The organism is Acinetobacter pseudolwoffii, from assembly GCF_002803605.1.
Classification (GTDB): domain Bacteria; phylum Pseudomonadota; class Gammaproteobacteria; order Pseudomonadales; family Moraxellaceae; genus Acinetobacter; species Acinetobacter pseudolwoffii.
Genome location: NZ_PHRG01000001.1, coordinates 256,577 through 275,113, shown reverse-complemented (window position 1 = coordinate 275,113; position 18,537 = coordinate 256,577). Strand labels below are relative to the sequence as shown.

Below are 18,537 nucleotides of genomic sequence, written 5' to 3'. Positions count from 1 at the left end.
TTAATGAAAAAGACAATATCTGTTGCTATGTTGAGCTCAGCTTTAGTTATTTCAGGTTGTGCGAGTACAGGGGGATTGGCAACGTCAGCCAATGGGGGATGTAATACGGGAATGTCTACAGCAGTAGGCGCACTACTTGGTGCAGCAATTGGGGCATCTGTGGGTGATAGTAGTTATGCTGCAACAGGTGCTGCTATTGGCGGTGCGGTTTTTGCAGCAGGATGCTTAATGATTAATGCCCACACCATTCAGAAAAAATCAGCTGCTGAAGTTGAAACGGCATATAAGAAAGCCAATAAAGGGAAATTGCCTCAAACAACAAGGGTTCAACAGTATTCTACTGTTATTTTACCTAATCAAACTGTGGCAGCGAACCAAAATATTACAGTAAAATCAGATTTGACTGTTGTAGAAGGTGTTGCTGATCCTCTTCAGCGTGTCCAAGAAAAATTAGTTCTAAAAGATGCAAATGGAAAAGTGATACGTGAATTGGTGAAAGATGTTCAGGTTTCAACAGCCCAAGGCTATAGTTCTGGCGATTTTGAAAATTCATTCAGTTGGAAGTTTCCTTCGAGTGTATCAAAAGGACAATACTTACTTGATACTGAATTACTCGTGAATGGTAAAAAAGTCGCAAACAATACTCGTACGATCACATTAGTCTAAAATCTCTTAGAAATCCCAATATGTATTGATACATATTGGGATTTTTACTGTAGCCAATATTTTGAGAACTTCATGAAATTAAAAATGTTGCTGTTAGGCAGTATTGTTATGCTGAATGGTTGTGCAATTATGTCTAAAAATGAGTGTTTATCTGCCAATTGGGGTTTAATTGGTCAGAATGATGGTTATAACGGTAATGGTTCATTCATGCAAAAGCGTACTCAAGCATGTATGAAACACAACGCTATTTTAGACACAGAAGCCTATACCACTGGTTATAAAAAAGGTCTAAAAAATTATTGCAATCCACAAACTATTTTTGATTACGCATTACAAGGTAGAGGAACATATCAGAGTTGCCCAATGGAAATGCAAAATAACTTACGACCTTATTACAATGTGGCGAATAAGTTTTATGTGGCGAATAAAAATTTAAAATCGATTGAAGATACAATTGCGACAGCAAAATCTAATATGTATAACTCTGATCTTAAGGAAGAATCACGAAAGTATTATCGTGAAAAATATAACGAAGCTAGCAATAAGTTGGGGCAAGTTCAGCGTGAATATAATATGGCAGAACGAGAAATTCTGCAATTCAAGCGAACGGCAAGTTTTGAATAATAAGAGTTAGTTATAAGATTGAAAAATATAGTTTCTCAGATAGCTAGAAACTGTATTTGCTTATTTCAAAGATTAATTTAACTCTCATCCTGTTTAAGCCAATGACTTTATAATTTGAATGGTTGGCTTATTTCGATGGGTTAATTGGTATGCACATAACGAAGCATAGATGCCAGTTAAAGACCCTGAAATACTCCGAGCTTTACTCGTCACTAAATTATAGTGTCCTTTCAATAGGCTGAATAATGTTTCTATTTTGCTGGGCTTTTTTAAGTAAAATCCCTAGGTACCATGAAGGCAGATCCGCGTGATTTAAACTGGCAGAAAGTTAATCAGGAAATCCGGTTGGCGCCTTTGGGCGAAAGCCTGTCGCAACGTGATCAGTTATTGGGTAAAATTATTAAATCAATCATTCATTAAACAGGCTAAATCAACGATGTTTTAGCCTGTTTTTGATGCTATCCAGATCTTTGACATGGCTGTCGCTTCATACAGCGGGATTTTAGCTCTTCATTCAAATGTTGCAGCTGTCATAGATCACTTTAGCTGAAATCGATAAGTGCTGGCTAAACATGCTCAGGAATCCAACATTTCATTTAAACTCAACAAAATATCTATAAATCTATGCAGGAACCTGTTGTAAATTAGACACTCGAAGAAAATAAATAAAGCGTTATCTTTCTTATTCAATATTGGATGCATCAACCGGAGATTCTCAGTTGCGCGCTGCCCGCTATAAAATTTTGCTCATCATCTTATTGCTACTGGCAGTCGGTTTTGCTCTGTTCCGCTGGTGGCAGGGGCCGGTTCTACCAAGCTATACCTTGAACACCATGCCGCTGATACAAAATGTAGTGGCCACCGGACGCGTGGCGACAGTCTCGCGTGCTCAGGTGGGCAGTGAAATTAGTGGCGTAGTACTTGAGCGGCGGGTCACGGAAGGAGATCAGGTGAAACCTGGTGATCTCTTGGTGGTGCTGAAATCGGATGAATTACTGGCCCAAGTACGACAGGCTGAACTGGCACTGACTGAATTGGCCACCAGCAGACGACCACAGGCGACAGCAGAACTGGCCAGTGCCAAAGCACAACTGGAACAGGCCAGTCGTGAAGCAGCACGGAGACGTAATGCCGAAGCGGGTATCCTGTCGGCTGAAGAAATAGAACAGGCCTTAGAGGCAGAAAGAGTTGCCCGCAACAATTATGAAACTGCTCGTCTAAAAGCAGCGGCATTGTCTACGGGACAAGTTGAAGAAGCATCGCTTCGGGAACAGCTGGCAGTGGCACAGGCGCAACTGGCGAAAACCAAAATTCGGGCTGCGGTCGCAGGTACAGTACTGACACGGGATGTCGAGCCAGGCGATCTGGTTCAACCAGGACAAACCTTATTTACCATTGCCTTAACGGGCAATACAGAAATCCGGGTGCCACTCGATGAACGGAATTTACCGCAACTGGCCTTAGGGCAAAATGCCACCGTGATTAGCGATGCTTATCCGGATCAGTCTTTTCCGGCCCGCATTAACTTTATTGCACCGAGCATTGATCCGCAGCGGGGCACGGTAGAGGTCAGATTAACCGTCAACCCGGTGCCAAATTTTCTGCGTCAGGACATGACCGTATCGGTCAATGTCGAGGCAGATAAACGGGAGCGAGCACTGGCTATTCCGAACGATGCGCTTAGCAATATTAAAGGCAATAAGGCAGTGGTCGTGTTGGTACGTGATAGAAAAATCCAGCGCCAACTGGTGACTTTAGGTTTACGGGGTCTGGCCATGTCAGAAGTAACTTCAGGTTTGAGTGAGGGTGATCAGGTGCTGGCCAATGCCGAATCGTTACTGGAAGAGGGTGCGCGAGTCCGTCTCAAGCCACAAGATAGCTCATTGATGAGCTCGACTGACGCGACCGATAGCAAGAATGAATTACCGGTGAAATTCGATTGAAAAACTTTTTCGAGCGGCTTTGGATCGAATGGAAAATCGCGATCAGTTTTTTGCGCGAAGGTCGCGCGCAGTCCATTATGATCACGGTGGGCGTCGCCGTTGGTGTGGCGGTGATTGTGTTTATCACGGCCCTGATTCAGGGGCTACAGGCCAATATTGTCGAACGTACATTAGGTACACAGGCACATATCCGTTTGCTCTCACCCGATGAAGTCAACCGGATTGTGCCGCCGCCTGCCGGGACGGTGCAATTGTTACAGGAAGATAAACGCGCACAACGACTGCGTTCCATCAATAATTGGCAGCAGATTACCGAAACACTGGATCAGTTGCCGATATTAACTGCTGTGTCGCCTGTGGTCTCCGGGCCGGCCTTTGTACAACGCGGTGATGCGATTGAATCCGTGGCCTTGGTCGGAATGGATCTGGAGCGTTATCAGCAGATCATTCCATTGAAAGAATATTTAACCAGTGGTCAGTTACGTGTTGGCGCGGATGATGTACTGATCGGCAGTCAGTTGGCCAAAGATCTGGGGGTTCAGGTCGGTAGCAAATTGCGACTGGATACCGGTCAGCAAAACAGTGCCTTGGTAAATATTGCCGGCATATTTGAACTGGGCGTGCGTGAACTGGATGCGCGTTATGTTTATCTGGACTTGAAACAGGCACAGTCTTTACTCGGTCTGCCCGGTGGTGTAACTGTCATTGATCTGACCATTAACGATATTTTTGAGGCTGATGACATTGCGGCCCAAGTGGGGCGCCTGACCTCATTAAAGGCTGAAAGCTGGATTTCAACCAATGCACAGCTGATGAATGCGATTACTGCACAGAGCCTGTCTACCAATATGATTATTGTTTTTGTTGCAATTTCAGTGGCTTTTGGCATTGCCAGTGTCATGTCCGTCAGCGTGGTACAGCGCACCCGGGAAATTGGTATTTTGCGTGCGACAGGCGCCACCCAGTCACAAATTTTAAGAATTTTCCTGTTTCAGGGGGCCATATTTGGTCTGCTGGGTTCGGTCGTTGGCAGTGCAGCCAGTTATGGTCTGGTCTGGGTATTTAATAATTTTGGCCCGGGATTATTTTATATCCCGATTTCGATCGAGCTGGTACTTCTGGCTTTATTGTTGGCGACATTAACAGGGGTATTGGCCGCTGCAGTACCATCACGCCGGGCAGCGGCACTCGATCCGGTGGAGGCGATTCGTCATGTCTGAACCATCTCAAGAAGTCCTGCGTTTAAAAGCGCTGCGCAAATCTTATAATATTGGTCAGCCCAATGAAATTGAGGTCTTGCATGGTATTGATCTGTGTATTGAACGCCAGGATTTTGCTGCTCTGATTGGGCCTTCTGGCTCCGGAAAAAGTACGCTATTGAATATTCTGGGATTGCTGGATCAACCGAGTAGTGGCGAGCTGTATTTACTGGGACAGCCGACCAGTGCCATGGATGATCGTGGCCGGACTGCATTACGTGGCAATAGTATTGGATTTGTATTTCAGTTCCATCACCTGATTCAGGCATTTACTGCACTGGATAATATTTTAATGCCCTTGATGATGACGCGAGGCAAACCCGGACAGCAAGGCTTACAACGTGCACGGGATTTGCTGGCTGCAGTGGGGCTGGAAAAGTTTGCTGATCGTAAACCGAACGAGCTTTCCGGTGGGCAGCAACAGCGGATTGCGATTGCGCGGGCTTTGATTACAGAGCCAGCCTTACTTCTGGCCGATGAGCCTACCGGTAATCTGGATACGCAGACCGCCGCCGACATGTTTGAGCTGTTTCGTAAAGTGCATCGTGAACGCGACTGCGCCGTTCTGCTGGTGACACATGACCCGCGCCTATCCGCCACCTGTGATCGAACCATTAATCTGGTCGATGGCCGGATTGAAAGTGATTCCCATACGGTTCATCCAATTGAAACTTAGACAATATTTCAAATATTAGATTGATCCGATCCAGATTATTTCTTTATTAGTCACAGCTGACTAGGGCTGAAACCAGAGAGCTTAGCATGCATTGGATTTGAGCCTATAATCATCTTCCATCAAATAAGTTAAACAGACTAGAACTTGAATAATATTTAATTAAATATAATATTAAAATATATAATGATGAAAGTGAAATATGATGCATGACTTCCTGAGCGCTTTTCTCGGTGGTTTACTTCTTGGTGTTTCAGTGGTCGGCTATCTGTATATTCATGGCCAGATCGCGGGCATTAGTGGTCTGATTGGACAGGTACTTAACCTCAAAGCATTTTCAAGACGCCAACTCTGTGGTTTTTATTGGGTCTCATCATCATTCCATTTGTTTATGGACTATGCATACAACCTGAAATCGAACTGAATACCAGTCCCTGGATGATGGTGATTGCGGGTTTACTGGTCGGTTTTGGCACCCGTTTAGGCTCGGGATGTACCAGTGGCCATGGAATTTGTGGCATCAGCCGTTTATCTAAACGTTCAATCTTGGCTACAGCCATATTTATGTGGGCTGGTTTTATGACAGTTTATGGGATTCGTCACCTGATTGGAGTGCGCTAAAATGAAAAATCTGCTGGCATTTTTATGGGGTGGTTTGTTTTCAGTCGGCTTGATGATTTCCGGTATGGCCAATCCTGAAAAGGTTCTGGATTTTCTGGATGTTTTTGGCGACTGGGATCCGAGTCTGGCCTTTGTGATGCTGGGCGCGATTATGGTCGCCTTTATTCCTTTTCAGAAAGCCACGCGAAATCCGGTAGCTAAAACTGTATTTCATGAACCGATCCAGTTACCGACTAATCAGAAAATTGATTCTAAACTGATGAGCGGCAGTCTTTTATTTGGTATCGGCTGGGGAATTGCCGGTATCTGTCCAGCGCCCAGTCTGACACTCATTGGTTTAGGCCACTATCAGGCTACTTATTTTATTATGGCCATGCTGGCAGGGGTTTATCTACATCGTCAATGGTCAGGAGCATCATCATGAGTCATAGCGCCGTAATTCAAGATTTTTTTCATGAAGATAGCCATACTTTTAGCTATGTGGTGGGTGATCCGGCCACTGGAAAATGTGCGGTGATTGATAGTGTGCTGGATTATGATGCCGCTTCTGCCAGTACATCGACCAGACATGCGGATCGAATTATTGCCTATATACGACAGCAGAACTTTGAGGTTGAGTGGATTCTGGAAACCCATGTGCATGCAGATCATTTGACCGCAGCACAATATCTGCATTCACAGTTGGGCGGCAAGATTGCCATGAGCCAGCATATTTCTATTGTGCAGGAAGTCTTTGGCGCGATCTATCATCTGGATATGAAACAGTTCAATCTGGCGCAGCCTTTTGATTATCTGTTTGCGGATCATGAAAAATTCAATATTGGTTCACTACAGGCCTATAACATTCCGACACCGGGGCATACACCGGCCTGTCTGAGTTATGTGGTCGGGAATGCAGTCTTTGTCGGTGATACCTTGTTTATGCCAGATTATGGCACTGCACGTTGTGATTTTCCCAAAGGCAGTGCGGCAACGCTATTCGATTCGGTGCAAAAACTGTATCAATTGCCGGATGATACCCGGGTATTTCTGTGCCATGACTATTTACCGGAAAGCCGTGATCACTTTGTCTGTGAAACCGATATTCAGACCCAGAAGCAGCATAATATCCATATTCACAGGGGGATGGCCAAAGCTGAATTTATTGAAATGCGCCAGCAACGCGATGCCCAATTAGGTATGCCAAAACTGATTTTACCGGCGATTCAAATCAATATACGTGCCGGTCAATTTCCTGAAGCAGAGGCCAATGGTATTTCCTATTTAAAACTGCCGCTGAATTATTTTCATGCCTGAATGCCTCAATTCTTAAAACCTGGTGATGAAAAGAGGATGTACACGACTGCATACATCCTCCAAGTTTTTAGTGCTTCATTTTAAAGGTCATATCTTTGGGATTGTTCTAATCGGCTAAGCAACACCCTCGTGTCATCCCGCTCATCCGCTTGCTCTCAAATGCGATTAATCATGCTTTATTGATCCAGACTACTTCTGAGCATCCAGGCAGTTTTTTCATGTACATCTAGTCGCTGGGTCAAAATATCCGCTGTTGGTTGATCATTGGCGTCTTCAATCACTGCAAAAATACTTCTGGCGGTACGTGCTACGGTCTCATGGGCATCGACCAGTAGGCGCAGCATTTCTTCAGCTTTTGGCACCCCTTCAACCTCTTTAATAGAGGTCAGTTTTACAAACTGTTTATAGGTGCCAGGTGCTGCAAAACCCAAGGCCCGGATACGTTCAGCAATCACATCCAGCGCATTCCACTGCTCGGTGTATTGGGTCATAAACATATTATGCAGGCTATTGAACTGGGGGCCGGTGACATTCCAGTGGAAATTATGGGTCATCAAATACAGGGTATAGCTGTCTGCCAATAGTCGGGATAAACCATCGACAATCTTGGCACGATCATCATGCGAAATTCCGATATCAATTTTCATTGCTTTAGATTCTTTTTTAGAAGAGGCCATGCTCTTACTCCTTAAAATTTAACAACATGCTGTGTATTAAAATAAAGCCAGATGTATTCGAAGTCCGAGTCAAACGAGGGTTCGATCTTGATGATGACTCCCGAATTGAAACTTAATTTGCATCATCAATATGAACAAGCTGAAAGATTTAAGTGTTTATAAGTTATAGATATTAGATCAATAGACAGGCAGGAAGTTTAGTCATTATGTATAGCCTGCAGAGAGGATTGTAACTTTTCAATTTAATAAACTTATTTCTCTTTATCAACCTAGCGATAATTATCCCAACAGATTTAGAACGTTGAAAAAAGCCTTAGCTATTTCAGAATGGAAATATTGCACTGATTCATGATGACGGATTTGTACGCACTATCACATCTTGCCTGAAGAACTTTTATTGCAACATAGCATGACTAAAATTTTATATCTCTTTTAAATGAATGAGATGGCTGTGTGCAAAGATCATAAAAAAAGAGGGGGTTATAAAAAAATAACACAACGCTGCCTTAATTAAACAAGGCACAACAAAGAATAATAAACCTCTTTCCTAAATGCAGTTATGTTAGGACACAGGCGCAGTCAATAACAATATCCCAGAAAGCAAAATCCTTCGAGACAGAACACTGAGATGAAGTGCTGACTTGAGACAGCATGGGCTGTAGCAACTGGGTTTGCGGGAATCATGTTATTGGCCAACCCATGCGAGACATAAAGCTCAAGCGACTTTGAGATAGACAAAAATATCTGCACTAAACTCAATCTCAGCAAGGAAAACATCATGAAAATTAAGGCGAATAGTCCAGCCACAGGCAAAAATGGTTTAGATAAGCAAAATACCAATAAAAAGAGTGAGCAGCTTGACGTATATCGTAGCGATGCAACCGAGCAGACACTCACCACCAATCAGGGCGTTAAAATCTCAGATAACCAGAACAGTCTTAAAGCAGGTGTTCGTGGTGCGACCTTAATGGAAGATTTTATTCTGCGTGAAAAGATCACACATTTTGACCACGAACGTATTCCTGAGCGTATTGTGCATGCGCGTGGTGTCGGTGCACATGGTTTTTTTGAAGCTTATCCAGGCAATGAAAAGCTGACCAAGGCAGGCTTTCTGACCAATACCAGTGTACAAACGCCGGTATTTGTACGTTTTTCTACGGTACAGGGGCCGCGTGGTTCGGCAGATACTGTACGCGATATTCGTGGTTTCGCGACCAAGTTTTATACTGAAGAAGGTAATTTTGACCTGGTGGCGAATGATGCGCCGGTATTCTTTATTCAGGACGGGATCAAGTTCCCGGATTTTGTACATGCGGTGAAGCCTGAGCCACAAACTGAAATTCCAACCGGTGCATCAGCACATGATACGTTCTGGGATTTTGTTTCTTTAGTGCCTGAATCAGCGCATGCGGTGATGTGGGCCATGTCAGATCGGGGTATTCCGCGTAATTTAAGAGCCATTCAAGGCTTTGGGGTGCATAGCTTCCGGTTGATCAATGCCGAAAATAAAGCGGTTTTTGTGAAATTTCACTGGACGCCAAAACAGGGCCTAGCCCAACTGGTCTGGGATGAAGCACAAAAACTGGCGGGTAAAGACCCGGATTTCCATCGTCGTGACTTATACGAAGCGATTGCATCCGGGAATTATCCAGAATGGGAGCTCGGTGTACAGGTCGTTCCAGAAGAAGATGAAATGAAATATGACTTCGATTTGCTGGATCCAACCAAAATTATTCCGGAAGAACTGGTGCCGGTGACGCCGATTGGCAGAATGGTGCTGAACCGTAATGTCGATTATTTCTTTGGTGAAACCGAGCAGGTAGCATTCTGTCCGGGACATATTGTGCCGGGACTAGATTTTACCAATGATCCCTTATTACAAGCACGTCTGTTCTCCTATACCGATACCCAGCTCAGCCGTTTAGGTGGTCCAAACTTCCACCAGATTCCAATCAACAAGCCGGTTTGTCCGTTCCACAATAATCAGCGTGATGGGTTACATCAGCGTATTGTACATACCGGTCAAGCCAGTTATGAACCAAACTCGATTGATGATCACTGGCCGGCTGAAGCTCCGCCAGCAGCACAAGATGGTGGTTTTGAAAGCTATCAGGAACGTATTGATGGTCACAAGATCCGTCAGCGCAGTGAATCTTTTAGTGATCATTTCAGTCAGCCTCGTCTTTTCTATCGCAGCCAGGCACCCCATGAACAAAAACATATTGTCGATGCCTATGTCTTTGAACTGAGCAAGGTAGAACGCAAATATATTCGTGAGCGTGAAGTACTGGAAGTGCTGTGTAACATCGACTTGGACTTGGCTCAGCAAGTTGCGGATCAATTGGGCATTGAAATTCCGGCAGAGAAAAAAGCGGCAACATTGCCAGAGGTAAAGGTTTCACCGCGTTTATCTTTCGAGGCCTTTAAACCCGAAGATATTAAGGCACGGAAAATCGCGCTACTGGTACACGATAAAGCCAATGAGGCCAGTATCAAAGCCGTTCAAGCCTGGGCAGAATCAGAGGGTGCTGTGGTCGATGTACTGACCCCGAAACCGGGTCCGGTACTGGGTCAGCAAGGCGAGGTAATTCCTTCTGACGGTATGCAAAAAGCCGAGCCATCGATTGCCTATGATGCCGTGGTGATTGCTGACGGTGACAATTACGATGTGGTGATGAAAGATGGTGTGGCGACTCATTATCTGCTGGAAGCGTATAAGCACCTGAAACCGATTATTTTCCTGGGTGATAAAGGCAAACTGATTGAAGATCTGCGCCTGATCAGGGATGAAGGGACTTTGGCGCATGAACAGTTTGACGCGGTACAAGACAGCTTCAAGACTTTGATCATGAACCATCGTGTCTGGGCGCGTGAATTGGTTGCAGAAAGCATTCCTGCCTAAACCACTAGAGGATAGGAGCCTTGGCGGCTTCTATCCTTCTGGTTTCAAAATGGATAAATAATATGGTAAGACCGGATGCCAAAAAGTTATTGGCACAGGTACAGCAAGCCAAATGGAACCGAGAACAGGACATCTATCTCATTGAGCATAACCATTTGCCTTTAGCTGAACTGATGCAGCAACTTTGTTTCAATGAAGAAGAAATCATGGCACGCCGTAAGTTATTAGGCCTGACCACACGGTTAAAACAAATGCGAAAACTTTCCCATTAACTGACTTTAAAACATAACAACAGTGCCGTATTTTATGAGGAAGAACCTGCATGAACCTCGGTTCAATATTACAAAGATTTGAAAATTCTCCGCTGGAGCTAGAAGAAAAAATTCCTAAGACCCTGATGGAACTGGTATCGATTTCCGATCAGATTCCTTATCCCGCTTCTGGAAACACCTTAAAACGCTGGCGGATGCTTAGTCAGGTTTCCGCAAGCAATCTGAGTCTGGGCAAACTGTTTGAATCACATCTGGATGCCTTGGCCATTTTGCATGAACTGAATATTCCGCTAGAGCAAAAAGGTCTATGGGCAGTCTGGGCGGCAGAAGGCGGGCCAAGCCCTTTAATATTAGACGCTGGAAAACTTACAGGAATAAAGCCTTGGTGTTCTGCCTCGGTCTGGGTGCAATATGGTCTGCTGACTTATCGTGATGAGCAGCAACGATCACAGTTGCTGATTCTTGATCTGCAACAAGCAGGTATTCAGCATCATACGGACATTTGGCAGGCGGTGGGCATGCAGCATACCTTGACTGCCCGGCTTGAACTGAATCAGGTTAATGCTGAAAAAGTTGCAGCGCCGAATGCTTATCTGGATCGGGCGGGCTTCTGGCATGGCGCTGCCGGCGTGGCTGCCTGCTGGTACGGCGCAACCGTGCGTTTGGCTGAATATTTAAAACAGGCTGTCTTGTTAAAACCGCATGCCTATAAGGCCATGTATCTCGGTGAAATCAGTCGGAAGCTTTTAGCGACACAGGCTTTGTTTTATCAAGTCGCAGATTTAATTGATCAGCAGCCTAAATTTCCCCATCAATTACAGATTCAGGCCTTGCGTGCTCAGGTTGAAGCGACCGCTTTAAACGTGCTGACTCAGGTGGGTAAGGCCCTTGGCGCTGCACCGTATTGCGAGCAGCCACATTTTGCCCGACTTGCAGCCGATCTGCCGGTGTTTATTCGTCAGAGCCATGCCGCCTTTGATCTGGAACGGATTGGTGAATTGAGTGTGCAGGAGGAAGAGTTATGGACATTATAAGACACGAGATTGTCGAAGACCGTGTCATCCATGGCGAAGGTACACGGCTTGAAGAATGGCGCTCTTGCCAGATTTTGCAACAGATGCCGGAATTCGATATTCCCAGCATTATTCCATCAGATGCCCGAGTCTGCATTATTGCCCCGCATCCGGATGATGAAATTTTGGGTTGTGGCGGTCTGATTCAGCGTCTGGACACATTGGGATATCAGATTGTACTTTTTGCCGTTACCAATGGTACCGCCAGCCATCCAGACTCGATTTTGTATAACCCGGAAGAGTTGAACCAGATTCGTCCTGCTGAAACGCGAGCAGCTTTGGAAGAGTTAGCATTGAAGCAGAATATTCTGCGGATTGCGCTGGATATTCAGGATGGCCAGGTCGCAGAACAGCGAGAACTGCTGAAACAGCATTTGCAATCTTATTTGCAGCCCAATGATGTGCTCATTACCACCTTTGTGCATGATGGACATCCAGATCATGAAATTACAGGGCAGGTCACCCAACAGCTAGCAACCGAACGGCACTTATCCTGTATTCAGGTCCTGATTTGGGCCTGGCATTGGGCCACACCTGGAGATACCAGAATTCCCTGGACCATCGCTCATCAACTCAAATTGACTGATCGAGAATTGCACTATAAGTCTCGAGCTGCGCGGTGTTTTAAGAGTCAGATCGAGCTTGACCCTAGCATAGAACAGGCACCCATTCTGCCAGAGCAGGCATTACAGCGTATTTTACAACCCTGGGAGGTGTATCTGTATGAATAGTAAAGTAGCCTATGATCAGGAATATTTTGATGCCTTGTATGCGCTGAATCAGGGAGATCCCTGGCACTATGAACAACGCTGGTATGAACAGCGCAAACGGCAGATTTGTCTGGCGGTCTTGCCGCGTTTGCAGTTTGACTCCGCGATTGAAATTGGTTGTAGTAATGGCATCTTCAGTCAGGAACTGGCACAGCGAACAGCAACTTTAATGTGTCTGGATGCCAACGAAACTGCTATTCAATTGGCTCGGCAGCGTTTACATGCTTATCCGCATGTACAGGTGCTACAGCGGATTGTGCCAGATCACTTGCCGCAACAGAAATTTCAGCTCATTGTGATCAGTGAGATTCTATATTATTTAGATCCGGCCGCATTACAACAGGTGCTGGCATGGTTGCATACTGCACTGGAACCGGGTGGATGTATCTTGAGTTGTCATTGGCGCGCGCCGATTGCAGGATTTAGCTTAAATGGTGAAGAGGTACATCGACAATTAAAAGCCCAGTTAAAATATAAGCATAATCTCAGCGTACAGGATTCAGACTTTCTGGTCGATCTGTGGCTGAATTCTGCGCAATCCGTAGCTGAGCAGGAGGGCTTGAAATGAAGAAAATTGCGGTGGTGATTCCGGCCTGTAATGAAGAAGCCTATATTGAACGTTGCCTGAAGGCATTAAAATCTGCACGACTTTACTTCTTTCAGCATGTGGGAAAATTAGCAGTTCTGCCCGAGATCAAGATTCTGGTGGTTTTAGACAGTTGCACCGATTCTACTGCAAGCAAAGTTCAGCAGTCGGGAATTCAGACGATCAGTTGTCATTTTAAAAATGTAGGAAAGGCACGTCATTTGGGCGTTCAGCACATGATCGAGCAGGGTTGTGACTGGATTTGTTGTACTGATGCCGATTCTTTTGTACAGCGTGACTGGTTTCAGGTCATGTTGCAGCACCAACCGGCGGATGTGATTTGTGGGGTGGTCGATCTGGATGAATGGGGGCATTTAAGCACATTAGCCCGTCAGACTTATCTGAGTCATTATCAGGACAAGATGGATCACCGTCATATTCATGGGGCAAATCTATGTTTTAAGGCCGCGTCTTATCTACAGGTAAACGGCTTTCAGCAACTGGACTGTCATGAAGATGTCGATTTCATCCATCGCCTAGAACATGTCGGGGCAAAGATTATCTGGTCGAATCAGCTCAGAGTGACCACCAGCAGTCGGCTTAGCTCAAAAATTGCAGCCGGTTTTGCACATTTTCTGCAAAATCTGGAGCTTAAACAAGCCGCTGAAAAACCGATCAGCCTATGCAAATAAAATTACAAAATTATAAATTTTATACAATCAGCCACTTGTAAAAAATCTTGAAATTAGCGCCTAAAAGCTATTCCATTTAAAATTATTCTGTTTATAATTCACGCAAATTAAGCCCCGCCTACTTATACATTTCAGCTATAAGTCAGTGGGGTTTTTCTATGGATGATCGGTAATGGATGCCTGAGCCTTCTTTTTAGGTAATACAATGTTTAATCAAACTCTGCTTTCTCGAATTCAGTCTCCATCACCCCATCTATGGCAGAAAATAGCGACTGCATTGTGCTTCTTTAGCTTGGGTTTTAGTACCGCAGCTTGGGCACCTTTAATTCCCTATGCACAGCAGCGCCTGTTACTCAATCATGCAGACTTTGGTCTGTTATTACTCTGTGCCGGAATTGGATCCATGCTGGCGATGCCACTGGCAGGCCGACTCGCCAATACATTAGGTTGCCGTGCTGTTCTGGCTGTGGTGTTAACAGCATTTTTGTTTATCTTGCCTGCTTTGGCGTATAGCCCGAATCATTTGATGATGGCGATCAGCCTGTTTTTCTTTGGGGCCAGTGCTGGTGCTTTGGGGGTGACAGTCAATATTCAGGCCGCACAGGTTGAGAAAAAACTTGCTAAAAGTTTAATGTCGGGTTTCCATGGCGTATGTAGCCTCGGTGGTCTGGCCGGTGTGCTGGGAATGACCACGTTAATGGGATTCGGTCTAGCGCCTTTAACTGGCGCAGTTATTGTCAGTGCGATTTTGCTATTGATTGCAATATTGGCTATTCCTTTTAGCTTGGGGATTGAGCCAAAAACAGTGCTAGAGGAAACCTCCTCATCAGAACAGTCAGCGACAAAAGCAGCACCCACCTGGGCGATTCTAGGCATCGGTTTGATCTGTTTTGTGGCGTTCCTGTCCGAAGGCGCAGCGATGGACTGGAGCGGGATTTATCTTGCCAGCCAGTTCAATTTGCCAGCGGCTCAAACTGGTTTGGCTTATAGCTTCTTTGCGGCCTTGATGGTATTGGGTCGTTTCAGCGGACATCTCATTATTCAACAGTTTGGTGAAAAAAATACCATTCTACTGAGTGCAATTTTGGCTGCAACCGGTTTATTGACTGTGGTCTTTGCACCAGTCTGGCAAGTAGTGTTGCTGGGCTATGCCATTCTCGGTCTGGGCAGTGCTAATATTGTACCGTTAATGTTTTCACGTGCAGGCCGTCAAAAAACCTTGGCTTCACATGTGGCATTATCCTATGTATCGGTATTTGCATACACAGGTTCACTGATCGGACCGGCATTGGTCGGTTTCGGCAGTGAAATTATTGGCTTGAGTCTGGTGTTTAGTGTGATTGCGATAGGTCTATTCAGTATTGTGATTTTGAATCATCTGACTGCAGATCCAAAAGATGCACAAGCGGCCGAAGAGCTTATTTCTCCGCTACAAAACGAAACACCAGCATAATGCTGGTGTTTTTTTCAGGTGTGTATTTAAGCATGCACACTGAACTGGGTGGAAATTCCGCTAGCCACCGGACGATAGATTCGTACACTCTGTGATTTTTTCAAGTCAGTGATAAATTGATCTCGCCAGCGAATAATATCGAAGTTTTTCAAGCCTTGGCTTAAATAACGATAACGTTCTAAACGCTCCGATTTAGACATGCGCAGCGCTTTTTTCAAGGCTTTGGACATACTGTCATGCTCATAAGGATCGACCAGTAAGGCTTCTTTCATTTGTTCGGCAGCACCGGCATATTTAGACAGAATCAAAACACCCGGATCGAGTGGATTCTGCGCCGCAATATATTCTTTCGCCACCAGATTCATACCGTCCCGGATCGAATTGACCCAGCAAATATCTGCCTTGCGATACAGTTGCATTAAGGCTTCATGACCTAAGGTTTCATAACTGCAATCGAAAGGTTGCCAGTCTGCTGTGCCATGCTGGGTATTGAGTTCCTGCACGGCAGACTGGAATTGCTCATACAGGTTTTTATAGGTTTTGACATCCAGTCGGCATGGGCAGGCAATTTGCAGTTGCTGAAACTGATGTTTAAATTCGGGCTGATCTTCCAGCAAGCTTTGCAAGGATCCGATTTTCTCCAGTAAACCCTTACTATAATCAATCCGGTCGACCGAAATAATACGTTTATAAGGACGGACTGTCTCGAGATCAAAAGGCAATTTGCTAAGCTGGCTATCAGCCGCCTGATTTTGCAGTTGAACTGGATGCACGCCAATTGGATAGCATTTCACATAAATCCGTCTTGACTGATAATTCAGGATTTCATCATGACGATGCTTGATTTTTAAGGTCTGTTCCAGAAACTGGATACAGTTTTTCTGATCGCGTGGGGTTTGAAATCCGAGTACATCAAAATGAGCCAGATGATGCGCCAGATCCTGATAGGCTGGTAAAGTCTGCCAGAGTTTCAGTTCAGGAAAAGGAATATGCAGGAAGAAACCAATACGGTTACGCATACCCAGTTTCCGACAGTAATGCGCCACACTTAAAAAATGGTAATCATGAATCCAGATGATGTCATGGGGAGAGGCGACCTGTTTCAGATGCTTGGCAAAGCGTAAATTGACATCTTTATAGGTTTTGAAATCCTGTGGCTGATAATCCACAAGTTGATGCTGATCATGCATCAGCGGCCATAAGGCATTATTGGCAAAACCACAATAAAACCCCTGATATTGGGGCTCAGTCAAAGGACTCGTATGATATTCAACATTCTGATGTTTGAGGATTTGAAACTTCTGCTCTTTGCCATGATCGACTCTGGAACCATTCCAGCCGACCCAAATGCCGCCAATATCCTGCAAAGCATCCTGCAATGCCACCGCTAATCCACCTGCCTGTGTATTGTCTGGGTTAGGTAGATTCACACGATTTGATAACACAATGAGTTTTGACATGTGATTTCTCCAATAATTGTTGTTGTTGTGCTTTAAATAATGCTAAAAGCTCCGTTAAAAAAGCTTGTACTTGTGTTACGTTTTCGAGCCGATGTTGTGCTACGGTGTTGCCCGTGCCGACTTTAATGGAACAGCCCTTTAAGCTATTAATCACCTGAAAGCCAGCTTCATCGGTCAGGTCATCACCGATAAAAATAGGGTAATGATCACTTAAATGAGCTTGCTGGTGAATGTGTTGAATGGCTGAACCTTTGTTTGCACCTTTGGGTACCAGCTCAAATACAAACTTCCCGGCCTTCAGTTCAAATGCTTGAAAGTGGGTCAGACAATCCAATGCAAATGTATGCACCAGATCTTCTAAATGTGGATGTTCACGAAAATGCAGTGCGACCGAATAGTCTTTCTTTTCTATTCGAATCTGAGGAAGCTGAGCGCTATGTTCAGTAATATAATTTTTTAATAATTCAAATTGCTCAGAATTTAAATCAATTAAATGACTTAAATGCGATTGATAGTTTAATTCCAGACCATGTGAGCCGGCAATATTCCAGTCAAAGGGATAAATAAGTTTTTGAGCTTGTGCAATAGAACGTCCAGTGATTAATACCAACTCAATATATTGTTGTAGCTCTTTCAAGGTATTTAAGGTTTCATCTTTAATTATATTTTTTGTTGGATCAGGATGGAATTCAGAAATAGTTCCATCAATATCAAGAAATAAAATAAGTTTATGAGAATAAATAACTGGATTGAGTTGAGTTAAAATCACTTGAGCTAATAGAGGAGAAGGCACTATAAGTGAATCTTCTACATCTTGATCAGAGTGTTGAGCGGACATAAACTCTACCTAAGTATTTGAAATAAAATTAATTTATAATCTAAAACTGCCTGATTAATTTTTAATCTAATAAATTTATAGCATATTTCATTTAACAGACTGGATTTAAGTGCAGAAAAGAAACATTTTTAACAAGTACAGTTACTTTGTAAAATTTGGAAATATTTTTCATGTAAAAGATATTATTCTTAATAAATTTTAAAGATAATGCTCTGACTTTTTTTTATTAATTGATTTTTATTTAGGATTATTTTTTATTTAAGCCATAATATTCAATGTGATTGCTTGAGTTGTTTGAAATTTTAATCGCTATAATTTGGTATTTTATTTTTAAAATTTGATATATTTTAAATGTAGATAATATAAGTTAATTTTATTTAAAATGAATTTTTTGGATGAAAATAATTAACCCTATTCTTGGAGTGAAAAAAATAGAAGACAAGCTGTTGAAAATTATTATTTTTTAAATATATAAAAGGTCATGAAGATATGGGGGCTATTAGAATGTTACAGGATAATAATTTATTGCTCTATAATTTTCTTTAGATCGGATATAACAAATTAGACGATGTTTAAGGGTTTTTGAAATTAGTTTTACAGATTTAAATTTTTCTCATTATTAGATTTTTAATTTTATCATTTGGTATAAAAAGTCACTCATATAGACTGATATTTTTTAATTTACTGGTCATAAATAGCTAGAATATTCAGGTTTCAAAATCAAGACGTTGA

Annotated in this window: 18 protein-coding genes and 2 pseudogenes; 16 read left to right on the top strand and 4 right to left on the bottom strand. The window is 43.7% G+C overall.

What is annotated here, in order from left to right:
* Positions 1-3 precede the first annotated feature (3 nt).
* Both CWI32_RS01290 and CWI32_RS01285 read left to right on the top strand, forming a co-directional pair.
* On the top strand, positions 4-666 hold the full coding sequence (locus CWI32_RS01290) for a YMGG-like glycine zipper-containing protein (RefSeq protein WP_005096125.1): 663 nt from the start codon (positions 4-6) through the stop codon (positions 664-666).
* A gap of 72 nt (positions 667-738) precedes the next feature.
* Positions 739-1,290: a DUF2799 domain-containing protein gene (locus CWI32_RS01285; RefSeq protein ID WP_005096126.1), complete on the top strand. Its 552-nt coding sequence runs from the start codon at positions 739-741 to the stop codon at positions 1,288-1,290.
* Positions 1,291-1,383: 93 nt separating this feature from the next.
* Here CWI32_RS01285 and CWI32_RS01280 read toward each other — a convergent pair.
* Positions 1,384-1,554, bottom strand: a pseudogene (locus tag CWI32_RS01280) (IS982 family transposase); the annotation flags it as partial.
* Positions 1,555-1,581: 27 nt separating this feature from the next.
* Between CWI32_RS01280 and CWI32_RS15460 the strand changes: the two are divergent.
* The 7 genes and pseudogenes from CWI32_RS15460 to CWI32_RS01250 all read left to right on the top strand — a co-directional run bounded on the left by CWI32_RS15460 (position 1,582) and on the right by CWI32_RS01250 (position 7,082).
* Positions 1,582-1,710: a hypothetical protein gene (locus CWI32_RS15460; protein ID WP_005096127.1), complete on the top strand. Its 129-nt coding sequence runs from the start codon at positions 1,582-1,584 to the stop codon at positions 1,708-1,710.
* A gap of 299 nt (positions 1,711-2,009) precedes the next feature.
* Complete coding sequence (locus CWI32_RS01275) at positions 2,010-3,233, top strand: efflux RND transporter periplasmic adaptor subunit (RefSeq protein ID WP_100534744.1); 1,224 nt, start codon at positions 2,010-2,012, stop codon at positions 3,231-3,233.
* Positions 3,230-4,453 (top strand): ABC transporter permease, encoded by a 1,224-nt coding sequence (locus CWI32_RS01270; RefSeq protein WP_005096129.1) that lies wholly within the window; start codon positions 3,230-3,232, stop codon positions 4,451-4,453. The genes CWI32_RS01275 and CWI32_RS01270 overlap by 4 nt, the downstream gene beginning before the upstream one ends.
* Positions 4,446-5,168, top strand: a complete 723-nt coding sequence (locus CWI32_RS01265) for an ABC transporter ATP-binding protein (RefSeq protein WP_100534453.1) — start codon at positions 4,446-4,448, stop codon at positions 5,166-5,168. Before CWI32_RS01270 ends, CWI32_RS01265 begins: the two co-directional genes overlap by 8 nt.
* A gap of 202 nt (positions 5,169-5,370) precedes the next feature.
* Positions 5,371-5,786 (top strand): annotated as a pseudogene (locus CWI32_RS01260) (YeeE/YedE family protein).
* A 1-nt stretch (position 5,787) separates the two neighbouring features.
* On the top strand, positions 5,788-6,210 hold the full coding sequence (locus tag CWI32_RS01255) for a YeeE/YedE family protein (protein WP_005096132.1): 423 nt from the start codon (positions 5,788-5,790) through the stop codon (positions 6,208-6,210).
* Positions 6,207-7,082: an MBL fold metallo-hydrolase gene (locus CWI32_RS01250; protein WP_100534452.1), complete on the top strand. Its 876-nt coding sequence runs from the start codon at positions 6,207-6,209 to the stop codon at positions 7,080-7,082. The genes CWI32_RS01255 and CWI32_RS01250 overlap by 4 nt, the downstream gene beginning before the upstream one ends.
* A 176-nt stretch (positions 7,083-7,258) precedes the next feature.
* Here CWI32_RS01250 and CWI32_RS01245 read toward each other — a convergent pair whose 3' ends face one another.
* Positions 7,259-7,759, bottom strand: coding sequence for a Dps family protein (locus tag CWI32_RS01245; RefSeq protein ID WP_005096135.1), 501 nt, complete (start codon positions 7,757-7,759; stop codon positions 7,259-7,261).
* A 778-nt stretch (positions 7,760-8,537) separates the two neighbouring features.
* On the opposite strand from CWI32_RS01245, the gene katE reads away from it, so the two are divergent.
* The 7 genes from katE to CWI32_RS01210 all read left to right on the top strand — a co-directional run bounded on the left by katE (position 8,538) and on the right by CWI32_RS01210 (position 15,507).
* On the top strand, positions 8,538-10,661 hold the full coding sequence (katE, locus tag CWI32_RS01240; RefSeq protein ID WP_100328868.1) for a catalase HPII: 2,124 nt from the start codon (positions 8,538-8,540) through the stop codon (positions 10,659-10,661).
* A gap of 62 nt (positions 10,662-10,723) precedes the next feature.
* Positions 10,724-10,933 carry a hypothetical protein gene (locus CWI32_RS01235; protein ID WP_005172145.1) on the top strand — a complete coding sequence of 70 codons (210 nt, stop codon included), beginning with the start codon at positions 10,724-10,726 and terminating at the stop codon, positions 10,931-10,933.
* Positions 10,934-10,983: 50 nt separating this feature from the next.
* A complete protein-coding gene (locus tag CWI32_RS01230; protein WP_100534451.1) occupies positions 10,984-11,967 on the top strand; it encodes an acyl-CoA dehydrogenase in 984 nt (327 codons plus the stop codon).
* On the top strand, positions 11,955-12,737 hold the full coding sequence (locus tag CWI32_RS01225; RefSeq protein ID WP_005172141.1) for a PIG-L deacetylase family protein: 783 nt from the start codon (positions 11,955-11,957) through the stop codon (positions 12,735-12,737). Before CWI32_RS01230 ends, CWI32_RS01225 begins: the two co-directional genes overlap by 13 nt.
* Positions 12,730-13,344, top strand: a complete 615-nt coding sequence (locus tag CWI32_RS01220; RefSeq protein WP_100534450.1) for a class I SAM-dependent DNA methyltransferase — start codon at positions 12,730-12,732, stop codon at positions 13,342-13,344. Before CWI32_RS01225 ends, CWI32_RS01220 begins: the two co-directional genes overlap by 8 nt.
* Positions 13,341-14,054 (top strand): glycosyltransferase family 2 protein, encoded by a 714-nt coding sequence (locus CWI32_RS01215; protein WP_005172136.1) that lies wholly within the window; start codon positions 13,341-13,343, stop codon positions 14,052-14,054. Before CWI32_RS01220 ends, CWI32_RS01215 begins: the two co-directional genes overlap by 4 nt.
* A gap of 205 nt (positions 14,055-14,259) precedes the next feature.
* A complete protein-coding gene (locus CWI32_RS01210; protein ID WP_100534449.1) occupies positions 14,260-15,507 on the top strand; it encodes an MFS transporter in 1,248 nt (415 codons plus the stop codon).
* A 26-nt stretch (positions 15,508-15,533) separates the two neighbouring features.
* Here CWI32_RS01210 and CWI32_RS01205 read toward each other — a convergent pair whose 3' ends face one another.
* Together CWI32_RS01205 and otsB are read right to left on the bottom strand one after the other, a co-directional pair.
* On the bottom strand, positions 15,534-16,967 hold the full coding sequence (locus CWI32_RS01205; protein WP_005096146.1) for an alpha,alpha-trehalose-phosphate synthase (UDP-forming): 1,434 nt from the start codon (positions 16,965-16,967) through the stop codon (positions 15,534-15,536).
* A complete protein-coding gene (otsB, locus tag CWI32_RS01200; protein ID WP_100534448.1) occupies positions 16,924-17,805 on the bottom strand; it encodes a trehalose-phosphatase in 882 nt (293 codons plus the stop codon). Before otsB ends, CWI32_RS01205 begins: the two co-directional genes overlap by 44 nt.
* Between the last annotated feature and the right edge of the window lie 732 nt (positions 17,806-18,537).